Origin of the sequence: Pseudobdellovibrio exovorus JSS (assembly GCF_000348725.1) — a bacterium.
GTDB lineage: Bacteria > Bdellovibrionota > Bdellovibrionia > Bdellovibrionales > Bdellovibrionaceae > Pseudobdellovibrio > Pseudobdellovibrio exovorus.
Map to the genome: position 1 here is coordinate 1,414,023 of NC_020813.1, position 12,581 is coordinate 1,426,603.

At 42.5% G+C, this 12,581-nt stretch carries 11 protein-coding genes; 7 read left to right on the forward strand and 4 right to left on the reverse strand.

The window, feature by feature from the left end:
* Window positions 1-41: 41 nt before the first annotated feature.
* From A11Q_RS06995 to mutM, 3 genes are all read right to left on the reverse strand, one after another.
* Window positions 42-2,537, reverse strand: coding sequence for an acyl-CoA dehydrogenase (locus tag A11Q_RS06995; protein ID WP_015470100.1), 2,496 nt, complete (start codon window positions 2,535-2,537; stop codon window positions 42-44).
* 149 nt (window positions 2,538-2,686) lie between these two features.
* The gene (locus A11Q_RS07000; protein ID WP_015470101.1) at window positions 2,687-2,911 is read right to left on the reverse strand and encodes a hypothetical protein; all 225 of its coding nucleotides are present in this window, start codon (window positions 2,909-2,911) and stop codon (window positions 2,687-2,689) included.
* A gap of 72 nt (window positions 2,912-2,983) precedes the next feature.
* Window positions 2,984-3,805, reverse strand: coding sequence for a bifunctional DNA-formamidopyrimidine glycosylase/DNA-(apurinic or apyrimidinic site) lyase (gene mutM / locus A11Q_RS07005; RefSeq protein WP_015470102.1), 822 nt, complete (start codon window positions 3,803-3,805; stop codon window positions 2,984-2,986).
* Between the two features lie 43 nt (window positions 3,806-3,848).
* Between mutM and A11Q_RS07010 the strand changes: the two genes are divergently transcribed.
* Entirely contained in the window at window positions 3,849-4,553 is a 705-nt protein-coding gene (locus tag A11Q_RS07010; RefSeq protein WP_015470103.1) for a VC0807 family protein, read from the forward strand.
* Between the two features lie 42 nt (window positions 4,554-4,595).
* Here A11Q_RS07010 and A11Q_RS07015 read toward each other — a convergent pair whose 3' ends face one another.
* On the reverse strand, window positions 4,596-5,390 hold the full coding sequence (locus tag A11Q_RS07015) for a hypothetical protein (protein ID WP_015470104.1): 795 nt from the start codon (window positions 5,388-5,390) through the stop codon (window positions 4,596-4,598).
* Between the two features lie 116 nt (window positions 5,391-5,506).
* Between A11Q_RS07015 and sohB the strand changes: the two genes are divergently transcribed.
* The 6 genes from sohB to A11Q_RS13530 all read left to right on the forward strand — a co-directional run bounded on the left by sohB (window position 5,507) and on the right by A11Q_RS13530 (window position 12,575).
* Complete coding sequence (sohB, locus tag A11Q_RS07020; RefSeq protein WP_015470105.1) at window positions 5,507-6,529, forward strand: protease SohB; 1,023 nt, start codon at window positions 5,507-5,509, stop codon at window positions 6,527-6,529.
* A 93-nt stretch (window positions 6,530-6,622) separates the two neighbouring features.
* On the forward strand, window positions 6,623-7,591 hold the full coding sequence (locus A11Q_RS07025) for an ABC transporter ATP-binding protein (RefSeq protein WP_015470106.1): 969 nt from the start codon (window positions 6,623-6,625) through the stop codon (window positions 7,589-7,591).
* A gap of 11 nt (window positions 7,592-7,602) precedes the next feature.
* Window positions 7,603-8,607: an ABC transporter ATP-binding protein gene (locus A11Q_RS07030; RefSeq protein WP_015470107.1), complete on the forward strand. Its 1,005-nt coding sequence runs from the start codon at window positions 7,603-7,605 to the stop codon at window positions 8,605-8,607.
* Window positions 8,604-10,349 carry a peptide ABC transporter substrate-binding protein gene (locus tag A11Q_RS07035; RefSeq protein ID WP_015470108.1) on the forward strand — a complete coding sequence of 582 codons (1,746 nt, stop codon included), beginning with the start codon at window positions 8,604-8,606 and terminating at the stop codon, window positions 10,347-10,349. The genes A11Q_RS07030 and A11Q_RS07035 overlap by 4 nt, the downstream gene beginning before the upstream one ends.
* Before the next feature lie 24 nt (window positions 10,350-10,373).
* Window positions 10,374-11,345 (forward strand): ABC transporter permease, encoded by a 972-nt coding sequence (locus A11Q_RS07040; protein WP_015470109.1) that lies wholly within the window; start codon window positions 10,374-10,376, stop codon window positions 11,343-11,345.
* A gap of 9 nt (window positions 11,346-11,354) precedes the next feature.
* The gene (locus A11Q_RS13530; protein WP_015470110.1) at window positions 11,355-12,575 is read left to right on the forward strand and encodes an ABC transporter permease; all 1,221 of its coding nucleotides are present in this window, start codon (window positions 11,355-11,357) and stop codon (window positions 12,573-12,575) included.
* Window positions 12,576-12,581: the final 6 nt, after the last annotated feature.

Consider the following 12,581-nt stretch of genomic DNA (forward strand, 5'->3'; position numbering starts at 1 on the left):
CTAAACAGGATAGGGTTATTCGTACGTCAGCATCAAGGAATTTATGCTTGTATCTTATTTTGGTACTCTGTTTCGTTATAATCATCGACTAAGATCGCATCATAACGAACCTGATCTGCCTCAGATAACAGGCGGTACTCTTCTTGAGAAATGATCTGTTTAGCCAAAGCATCATCCCATGAAGCTTTTCCTTTCTTCTTAGGAATAGCACCACTTTTGATCGCAGATCTAATTTTTCTTTCAGCATTCTCAGCTTGAGTCACAATTACGAAGGCATTCTCTAAACGAGCTGTTTGATCAATTTGAGCTCGCGATTGAACAGTCGCTGTACCATGAGTCGATTCAGCTACCCAGTAGATACCATCTGTTAAACGATCTCTTTGCTCTTTTGAATACATCATTGAATTCGAGATCAGATGCGACCAACCATCAGTAGCTTGTGAGCCAATAGAGTTGATACGCGACCATGCCCCAAGGACACCTTTAAAGAACCATCTTAAACCTGGAATTTTCAAGTTATCGAATAAACCATCAAATCCTTTTTGGATTTCAGCCATTGAGTACTTCAAGAAGTACTGAACATAAGGAAGATCTTCTTCACGTTGCCCATCTTCTTTAAAGCGTCTTAACACACAGACCGACATGTACATATTCGAGAAAATATCAGCAAAGCGCCCTGTGATTTTCTCTTTCATTTTTAACTGACCACCCAATGAGCCCATCGCAATATCAGCTAAGATAGCAAATGTTGCAGAAGCCCATGTCAAACGTCTGTAGTGAATACGAACTTTCGGATGTGTACCTGATGGAGCACATGCCAAGTAACCGCGGCTTAATGATAACAAGATAGAACGGCAAGCATTGCTCACTACGTGTCCGATATGGCCCCAGAAAGCTGTATCGAATTTATTCGTGTCTCCACTTTCCAAAGCGCTCACTTCATCAAATGCAAACGGATGACATCTTAGAGCTCCTTGACCAAAGATGATCAAAGTTCTTGTCATGATGTTCGCACCCTCAACTGTAATACCAATTGGAGTTGCAACATAGCCCTCTGCAATTAAATTACGATGACCTAAAGAAATACCTGCTCCACCCATAATATCCATCGCATCATTCACAACACGACGGCCCATCTCTGTGGCTTGATATTTCATCATTGCCGTTACAACAGGTGGCTTAATCCCTTTATCCAAAGCACCTAATGTGAAACGTCTCATAGCTTCCAATGCATACGTTGAAGCACCGATACGAGCTAAAGGCTCTTCAACACCTTCAAATTTACCAATGCTCACACCAAATTGTTTTCTGATAAGAGAGTGAGATGATGCTGTTCTGTAAGCTAACTTCGCGCCACCAGTAGATTGAGCCGGCAATGAAATACCGCGACCCGCAGCTAAACACTCCATCAACATTGACCAACCTTGACCGCAACCGCCAGAACCACCGACAACAGCATCTTCAAGAGGAACAACGACATCAACACCTGTCGTAGGACAGTTGTGGAATGGAATCGTCAATGGATCATGACGACGAGAAATATCCACGCCTTTTGCACTTGAAGGAATAAGCGCACACGTAATACCGATATCCTCGCCTTTACCTAATAAGTTTTCAGGATCGCGCAAGCGGAAAGCCAAACCGATAACAGTCGAAATTCCCGCTAAAGTAATCCAGCGTTTTTTCCAATTCAATTTAATGTATAACTTGCCATCATCGCCTTTAAATACCACACCCGAAGATGTGATCGAACCCGCATCAGATCCCGCTAAAGGCTCTGTTAAACCGAAACACGGAATTTCGTCACCTTTGGCCAAACGAGGCAACCAGTGGTCTTTTTGCTTTTGAGTTCCATAGTGAATCAACAATTCAGCAGGCCCTAATGAGTTCGGAACCATAACCGAAATAGATGTTGGCAATGAACGAGAGGCGATTTTCATCACAACTTCCGAGTGAGCCATCGCCGAGAATCCTAATCCGCCGTATTCTTTAGGAATGATCATTCCTAAGAAGCCTTTTTCACGGATAAATTTCCATAGATCCTGAGGAACCTCGCGGTTCTTCCAGATTTTCCATGGATCACTTAATTTACAAAGCTCTTCAACAGGGCCATTCATGAAGTCTTGCTCTTCTTGAGTTAACTTCGCATAGGGTTCAGCCATGATGTTTTTGAAGTTCGGTTTACCCGAGAAAAGATCTTTTTCAACCCAAACAACACCCGCCTCTAATGCGGTACGCTCTGTTGCTGAAATACTAGGCACAACCCCTAGCTTTTTCATCACCCTCATTACAATAGAAGAAACCAAAACGGTACGGATTGGCTTAATAAGGAACACCAGCATCACAGCGGCATAGAGAGTCAGCAACCAAACAGGCGCTCCAAAACCGAATAATAGCAAAAGGCCAACAACAGCCCATACGACTAGCGGTAAGCCGAAAAAACCTAAAAACAGTAACAAAACGACAGATCCCAAGATCCAAAGACCTAGAAAATCTGACTGGCAGAAATAGCCACTATAACTTAATAATGTTTCCACAGGATGCTCCTTAAATGTTTGTATTCCACATTATTGGAGCACGAGGATTGCTTGCTGGCAAGTCGAGCAAAAGCTCTAAATAAAAAAGGCTCAGCCTGTTAAGACTGAGCCTTTTTGTTGAATAAATACTCTATGTATATTTAAAGCTATTACTGATTAGCAGCAGGAGCTTGTTCAGCAGGAGCTGCTTCAGTTGGTGCAGCCTCAGTTGGAGCGGCAGCAGCAGCGTCAGTTGGTTCAGCCATTGTAGCTTGTTCAGCTGTTGCTTCAGTTGTTTCAGCAGGAGCTGCAGTTTGCTCTGGAGCATTTTTAGAGCAAGTGAAACCTGTTGCTAAAGATAAAGCCATCAAAGATACGATTAACATTTTGTTCATTTGTGTGTCCTTTCCCTTTCGGGGGTTAATGTGAACACGAAGAAATTCTCATATTTTTTTTCAATTGTCTAATTACTTTTTTTGGCAAACGGGACACCAATAAGTCGATCTTCCCGCTTGGACGATCGATCGAATTTTACCCCCACAATTACTGTGGCAAGATTCCCCCTCTTTACCATAAACAAAAAATTCATTTTGATAATTTCCCGATTCACCATAGCTGTTTCTATAGTTTTCTATGGTCGAACCTCCCTTTTCAATCGACCTCAATAAGGTCATCCGCGTTTCTTTCCAGATTTTATCGTATTCCTGTGACTTAATTTGCACACATGGGCGCAAAGGACTGACCCCGACTTTAAATAGAATCTCGGAAGCATAGATATTCCCAACCCCAACCAATAACTTTTGATTCATCAGTGCACACTTTATGGGCGCGCTTAATTTGGAAAATTTTTCCGTCAAACCAGAAAAATCCACATCCCGATCCAAGGGCTCCGCCCCTAGGTTTTGAAATCTCTTTAAATAGTCATCCCTCCTGATAACCTCAACAAAACCAAACCGACGGGCATCCTCATAAACAAACCAACGGCCACCCGAAAGCTCAAAAGCCAAATGATCATGGGTCCGCTTGTCCCATCCCTTACGCTCTAGCCTCCATGACCCCGTCATACCTAAATGCGAGATCAGCATAAACTCTTGAAACTCGAATAGAATATATTTTGCACGTCGACTGATGGCCTGCAAAGGAAGCCCGATCAACTTCTGCAGATCTTTTTTGGGAATAAGATATCGCAAATCTTTTCGATAAAATTCCCAGTTCTTAATTTTCGTTTTAACAGGAATCATCTCTCTTAAATTGCGACACACAATTTCAACTTCAGGAAGTTCTGGCATATTTCTCCTAGCCTCAGGCTTCAGATTAGCATAGGCTCATGGGATGCAAAAACAAGAAAACAGCTTCGTCCACATCCTGTTTAACATCTTAATTCCAGTGCTCATCCTCAACAAAGGACACAAGTACGGCCTTAATGCCCAGCTATCTTTAGTTATAGCCCTTAGCTTCCCGTTATTTTTCACCTTAAAATCACTTATTCAAGCGCGTAAAATTGATTTCATATCCCTACTCGGCCTTCTTAACGTGTTAATTTCAGGGATCTTCACTTTGATGACTTTAGAAGGACTTTGGTTTGCCGTAAAAGAGGCTGCATTTCCATTGCTGATCGGCTTCTTTGTCTTGGGTTCCAGCTTTACCAAGAATCCTTTCTTTCAAAGTTTGTTTTTAAATCCAAGTACATTTGACTTACAAAAAATTGATCAGCAATTAGACTCTGAAGCCAAGAAAATTGATTTTCATATTTTGATGAAACACCTGACTCGTTGGCTCTCTTTATCTTTCTTATTGAGTGCATTTCTGAATTTTGTTTTGGCTGTTCGTATTTTCACACCACTACCAACAGCTTTAACCGAGACACAAAAACAAGAGCTGCTTAACGAACAACTCAGCCAAATGACGCTTTACTCTTTAGTTGTGATCCTTGTCCCATCCATGATCTTCCTAGGCGTTCTACTTTTTTACTCTTTCAAAAAGATACATGGCTTAACTGGCCTCAGCGCCGATGACCTTTTACTTAAGAAAAGCTAGTAAGCAAACTGTTAAGAAAACTAGCTTTTCTTACTGGCTGACTTAGAAATCAAAATCTGGTGGCGGAGGTGGTGGCGGTGGAATCGACATGTCGCCCGCTCCAAAACCTGAGTCAAAAGGCATACCTTCAGCGCTGCCATCGTAAATAGGCGGCGGAACTGGTAATTCATCAAATTCTCCGTAAGGAACCTCAGCAGGAGCTGGAAAGTCAGGAACTGGCAAGAAATCAGCTGGCGGAGGAATCGGGTTTTGGTTCTGATCAGGGAAAACAACCCCGCCACCACCGATAGTTCCGCCAGAAAAGCCTCCACCAGAGGATGGTGTAGACGTCGTCACCCACTTGTTACGGCGACGTTTTGTTAAATCATACCGAGGTCTGTTGACCATAAGATCATACTCTTCAGATTCCAGCTTAGCCATCGAAGAGCCCTGTCGCGACAACACTCTGTTGCGAGTGGCCACATACGTTTCGCGATTTCTTTCGTAGCGCTTCTGTTCTGCTTGCAACTCTTTTAGATATTCACGATATTCAGGGCTGTTTTCAGACATCAAACGATTTTCCGAACGCCTAGCTCGTCGCTGCTGTTGCACACCACGTTCGCGCTGCAACTCCCATCGCTCTTGTTCTTCAAGAAACTCGGCTAACCCTTTTTCTCTTTCGTTTTCGAAGATTTTATTATTTTTTATTTCAGTTCGATAACTTTTCAGTCTTTCCAGATTATGACTTGCTTCAATTTTCAGCGATTCAGCAAGATCAGCATCATACTCTATCGCCACAACTGCGGTCGTAGAAAGCAAAGTCAAAGCTGATAAAAGTACAATTCGAAGTGGGCGCATTCGTACACAAATTATACTTCCACGGGATTCTGTGTTCTTTGGATTTCTTAAAAAACTCAGCAAATCTCGACCTTTGTCTTTACTCAAACTGTAAGATGAGCTAGCTTTTTCAGACTATGGAAATACTACAACACATCCTCTTATTTTTCTCTCAAGCTTTAATCATTGTGGTCTCTGTTATCGCGGTCTTGATTACAATTGCCACATTAGTCGCAAAAGCTAAGGCTCAGAAATCTTTCGACATCGAACTTCTTCACGAAAAATATGAAGATCAAACTCAAGCCTTAAAGCAAGCCCTGTTAAACGAGTCGGAACTTAAAGCCGAAAAGAAACGCCTTAAAAAAGAAGAAAAGCAAAAAAAAGCTGAAGACGAAAAATCAAAAAACAAAGTCTTTGTTGTCGACTTTCTAAAAGGTGATATCAAAGCTTCAGATGCGGACCATCTACGTGAAGAAGTTTCGACAATTTTAGGTGTTGCCTCAGCCCAAGACGAAGTTGTTGTTCGCGTAGAAAGCCCAGGCGGTTTGGTGCATGGATACGGATTTGCCGCAGCTCAACTTTTAAGATTCCGCCAAGCCAATATTCCTCTGACGATCTGTATTGATAAAGTCGCAGCTAGCGGCGGCTACCTTATGGCCTGCACAGCGAATAAAGTGATCTCAGCACCATTCGCATTAGTTGGCTCTATCGGCGTCGTGGCGCAAGTTCCAAATTTCAATCGTCTATTAAAAAAGCATGACGTGGACTACAAAGAATATACCGCTGGTGAATTCAAACGCACCGTCAGTCTATTCGGAGAAATCACCCCGCAAGGGGAAGCAAAGTTCAAGGAGCAGCTCGAAGAGACCCATGTTTTATTTAAGTCATTTGTTTCCGAGTATCGCCCACAAATGGATATCGCCAAAGTGGCAACTGGTGAGTTTTGGTATGGCGAAAATGCTATCAAGCTGGGTTTGGTAGATGAAATCCGTACGAGCGATGACTACCTACTTTCAAAAGTTAAAACACATCAAATTATCAAGGTCTCTTTTGAACCTAAACCAACTTTATCCGACAAATTGTCAGGCGTACTTTCCAAAGCGCTAACACAAGTTTTGGCTAAACTTGTTGAACAAAACAGCATTGCAAAAAAGATATGACGCCAATTGTTATCGCATTGGTTTTTCATCTTTTTATCATAGAGTCTTGTATTGCTCAAAATCCCTGACTCAACTTGGAAGGAGATCTAAGAATTGAAACCAGTTGTTCAAGTTAAAGAACTCGAAACTACTTTTTTTCTAAAATCAGGGCCTTTTCGCGCAGTTAACCGAATTTCTTACGAAATCAATAAAGGTGAAACTTTAGGCATCGTTGGAGAGTCCGGCTGCGGAAAATCAGTTACCTCATTTTCTTTAATGAGATTAATTGAACGCCCAGGAAAAGTAACACATGGTCAATTTTTCTTAAATGATCAAGAAATACTCAGCTTAAATGAAAGTCAGATGGAAGGCGTTCGCGGCGGAAAAATGGCGATGATTTTCCAAGAGCCGATGACCGCTCTGAATCCCGTACTGACCATCGGTTATCAAATGGATGAGCAAATCCAAAAACACCTGAAATACTCAAAAAAAGACTCACGCGATCGCGCCATTGAGATGCTTCAGTTAGTGGGCATTCCTTCAGCAAAAGATCGCTATCATGCCTACCCTCACCAGTTATCCGGAGGGATGAGGCAAAGAGCTATGATCGCCATGGCTCTTTCTTGCAACCCTCAATTCTTGATTGCTGATGAGCCGACAACAGCACTCGATGTAACTATCCAAGCACAAATTCTAGAGTTGTTCCAAAGTCTACAAGAGAAAATGAACATGACCGTTCAGTTCATTACACATGACCTTGGAGTGATTTCAGAGATCTCAGATAAGATCATGGTAATGTACGGCGGGCACACATGCGAAACCGGCGCTACTCAAGACATTCTGAACAGCCCACTTCATCCCTACACAGGCGCTTTGATTGCATCACGTCCGAAGCTAGGTCATCGTGTCTCTCGTTTAAAAACTATCGAAGGCTCAGTGCCAGCACCGCACGAACTTCCTAAAGGATGTCCGTTCTCTAATAGATGTTCACGTGTAAAAACTGAATGCTGGACAAATAAACCCGTATTAACCCCAATCGTTAACCAACCAGGTCGCGCCGTGGCCTGCTTCAATCCATTATAAAGGGTGACATCATGAGTGATTTTATTCTTGAAGCCCGAGGCATAAAAAAATACTTCCCCATTAAAAAGGGATTTTTTATGCGCGAAGTGGGACAGGTAAAAGCTGTTGAAGAGATTAACCTCTCGGTAAGACGCGGGGAAACACTGGGACTCGTTGGTGAATCTGGCTGCGGAAAATCAACGCTTGGCCGCACTCTGATCAGACTTTATGAGCCCACAGCGGGCTCTATAAAATTTGATGGAAGTGATTTTTTAAATCTTAAAGGTGGCGAATTACGCCAAAAACGTCGCGACATCCAAATGATCTTCCAAGATCCCTATGCTTCTTTAGACTCGCGTATGACTGTTGGACAAATCATCGAACAGCCTTTCAAAATTCATGGTTTATTGGGGCCAGCAGAGCGTGAAATACGCGTTAAACAACTCCTAGAGCTTGTGGGCCTAAAGGCATCCCATGTGAATCGCTATCCGCATGAGTTTTCAGGCGGACAACGTCAACGTATCTCTATTGCTCGCGCCGTAGCCTTGAATCCTAAACTGATTATTTGCGATGAGCCGGTCAGCGCCTTGGACGTTTCTATTCAAGCTCAGGTATTAAATCTATTAAAAGATCTACAAGAGCGTTTAAACTTAACTTACATCTTTATTTCCCATGATCTTTCTGTCATCGAACACGTTTGCGATCGCATTGCAGTTATGTATCTAGGAAAAATTGTTGAAATGGCCTCGCGCGATGAGCTTTTCAAAAACCCTCAACATCCTTACACTCGCGCCCTGATGTCTTCTATCCCAAGCATCGGAATGGGTAAGAAGAAAATGAGTAAAATTTTGACCGGAGAAATTCCTTCCCCGATCAATCCACCTTCAGGCTGCACCTTTCACCCACGCTGCGCCTATAAAGTGGCAAAATGTTCCGAAGTGGTTCCAGAGTTCGAGGCTATCGCGCCTGAACACTTCAAAGCATGTCATGTAGATTTAGACAAAGATTTAGAACGCAATTTAAAGGAGACTTTATGAAAAAAAGTATCAGAGTCCTGTCGGCAGCGATCTTGCTTCTGACATTATCGTGCACGAAAAAAGAAACGGCAGCGCCGGCTGATGGCTCAGCACCTGCAGCCAGCACTACAACAAGCTCAAGCCTAAACAATACTGAATTAAAAATCGGTATTTCTCAGGAGTTTGAAAACTTCAATCCTTTAATCGCCACCATGTTAGCAACAACTATCATGCAAAAAATGGTTAACCGTACACTGGTGACTATCGATGCTGACGGAAAATGGGTTCCACAATTAGCAAAGTCTATCCCAACATTAGAAAATGGCGGCGCTAAGCTGGTCACAGTTGGTGGCGTTAAAAAAATTGAAGCTACTTGGGAAATCCTAGACAATGCCGCTTGGGGTGATGGCACACCAGTGACTTGCGCCGACTTTGCCTTCGCTGTGAAAGTAGCTTCAGCAGCTACTGTAAGTATCGGCGAAAAAGAAGTTTACACTCAGGTTGAAAAAATCACAGCTCCGGCTGACAACCCTAAGAAATGTACTTTTACATATGAAAAACCTAAATGGGATTTCTACCAACTAGGTACATTCTACCCTCTTCCAAAACATATCGAAGAAAAAGTTTTCAACACTTATGGTACTGAAAATGGTGGTTACGAGAAAAACTCTGTATATGTTAAAGATCCCTACAACAAAGGTCTTTATAACGGCCCTTACTTAATGACTGATATCCAATTAGGTGATCACGTCACATTTGCGCCAAATCCAACATTCTATGGCGAAGCTCCTAAAATTCAAAAGATCATTGTCAAATTGATCCCGAATACGGGAACAATGGAAGCGAACTTGCGCTCGGGCACGATTGATATGATTTCGACTCTGGGCCTAGCATTAGATCAAGCCCTTGCTTTCGAAAAGAAAGTTAAAGCTGAAAATCTTCCCTACAATGTCTTGTTCCAACCAAGTACGACGTATGAACACATCGACTTGAACTTGGACCACCCCGCTTTAGCCGATATTAAAGTACGTAAAGCTTTAAACTACTCCATCAATCGTCAAGAGCTAGTGCAGTCTTTATTTGAGGGCAAACAACCTCCAGCAATTCACAACATCACTCCGAAAGATCCTTGGTACACTGACGATCCTTCAAAAGTGGTTATCTATAACTACTCTCCGCGCGATGCCGAAAAGTTATTAGATGAAGCTGGCTGGAAACGTGGCTCCGATGGCATTCGTACTAAAAACGGAAAGCGTCTTTCATTTACATTAATGACGACAGCTGGAAACAAAACTCGCGAGTTAGTACAGGTTTATCTGCAAAATGGATGGAAACAGGTTGGCATCGAAGTGAATGCTAAGAATGAGCCTGCTCGTGTTTTCTTCGGTGAAACAACGAAAAAACGTCTATTTGACTCAATGGCATTATTTGCTTGGATTTCTTCACCTGAAAACAATCCAAAATCGACATTCTTATCTACGAATGTTCCATCTGCTAAAAATGGTTATTCTGGACAAAACCACATGAACTGGAAAAACAAAAAAGTAGATGAATTATTACTCGCTTTGGACGCTGAGTTTTCACACGAAAAACGCGTGCAGTTAATTCACGAAATTTTGAAATACTACACTGATGAAGTTCCTGTATTACCTTTGTACTACAGATCAGATGTGGCGGTAATACCAACTCAGTTGAAAAACTACCGTTTAACAGGACATCAGTTCCCAGAAACAAACCAAGTTGAAAAGTGGACTTTAGAGTAAGTTTTTAGCTGACGAGGATCAAACATGGTTAATTTCATCTTACGTAGGATTGCACAGACAGTGGTGGTTATTATCATCCTGTCTTATATATGCTTTGGACTTATGAGTCTTATGCCAGGCGATCCTGTCGAGCTGATGATTTCAGCCAATCCTAAAATCACCGCGGAAGACGTACAACGTCTTCGCGATTTCTACGGATTAGATCAACCTATCTATAAGCGCTACTTTAACTGGGTATCCGACATCGCTAAGGGCGATTTAGGATACTCTCGTACTTATCGCATTCCAGTAACAGAAATGATGGGACCGGCGCTTACGGCTACATTCACTTTATCAATGACCTCATTGGTATTTTCTCTTTTGATTGCAGTTCCAATTGGCATCTTGTGCGCCCTTAAACCCAATACGAAATTAGATTATTTCGTAAATCTATTTAGCTTTGCAGGAATTTCAGTCCCTTCTTTTTGGTTGGGTATCGTTTTAATTATCGTCTTTGCTGTGAATCTGAATGTCCTACCAGCCGGAGGCTACCAAACCACAGGAATGCGCTATGATGGCTTCTTCGATGAGTTAATGGATAAAGCCAAATACTTGATTCTACCGGTGCTTTCTCTTTCTATTTTGTCTATCGGGCGCTTTGCTCGCTTTACCCGTTCCTCTATGATGGAAGCGATGAGAAATGACTTTATCCGTACAGCCAAAGCTAAAGGCTTGTCGTCTCAGACTGTTATCTGGAGACACGGGTTCCGTAATGCACTTATTCCGTTAATCACAGTTGTCGCTTTGAGCTTGTCTTCTATTTTCTCAGGAGCTCTTATCACTGAAACTCTTTTTGCTTATCCTGGAGCTGGACGACTGATTTATTCTTCCATCATGGCCAATGACTTCAACGTGGCGATGGTTTCCTTTATCATTTCAGTCAGTATGGTTCTGATTATGAATTTAATTGCAGATATTCTATATGGCGTGGTCGATCCTCGCGTTTCATTCAAATAGGGACACACCATGGAAGCTAAGAAAAATGTAGACAATAGCCACTCGACCAATATGAGCAAATCGCAAATTGCTGAACTCGAAAAAGTACAAAGCCTTTCGCGTATCATTTATAACCAGTTCAAAGAGCATAAAGCCGCGGTTATTGGCGCCTATACCATTTTATTTTTCCTGACAGTGGCTTTAACAGCTCCACTTATTGCTTCTTTTATGGGTGTTGATGCGGAAACACAAAACGTGTTTAATCGCTACAAACCACCTTTCACTTATGCCAGCGCTAGTGTGGATAAAAGAGAAACGGAAGTTCGCCTCTTTATCCAAAACAATCCCGAAAAAGCAGCTCAAGTTCAAACCGAGCTGATCCACGAAGAGTTTGTCAGCTCTGCAGATCCTGAAGATGCTATTTACGAATGGTCTCGTTTCGACAAACGTAAAGCCCTTGCTGCCATTAAATATCTTAATATCGACAGTAGCACGAAGTCTGACCTACGAAAAATCGCCAATAAATTTGAGACTTTCCATCTTTTTGGAACAGACGAGCTAGGCCGCGACGTTCTGATGCGCCTTGTTTACGGAACCCGTATCTCGATGGGCGTGGGTATTCTTGTTGCTGTGTTTTCAGCACTTATAGGTCTAATTGTGGGCGCTTTAGCGGGATACTATGGCGGCCTTATTGACGCCATCTTAATGCGTATCACAGATGCCCTCTTGTCATTGCCGCTAATGCCCGTGTTGATCGTTATGGCCGCGATTGACCTCCAAAAAGTACCGATTCTAAATCAGCTTTTATCATCCGGTAGCGAAAGCACCTTAAAGCTTATCCTAATTCTTTGTGTGTTCTCTTGGATGCCCGTTTCCCGCCTTGTGCGCGGAAGTATTCTCACTTTGAGAGAGCGTGAGTTTATCTTGGCATCGAAAACTTTAGGTGCCACCGACTTCACGATTATCACTCGTCATATGTTCCCCAATGTCATTGCTCCCTTACTGGTATCAGTCACATTAGGTGTAGGCGAATCTATTCTATTTGAAGCTGCACTGAGCTTCCTAGGCTTAGGTATCCAGCCGCCGACTCCTAGCTGGGGTAATATGTTGTTTAATGCTCAAGAGCTCATTTACCAAGCCCCATTCCTTGCTATATTGCCTGGGTTACTGATCCTGTTCGTTACGATTAGCTTCAACTATGTTGGAGATGGTCTACAGGACGCTATTGATCCCAAAACAATTAAGCGGTAGACTATA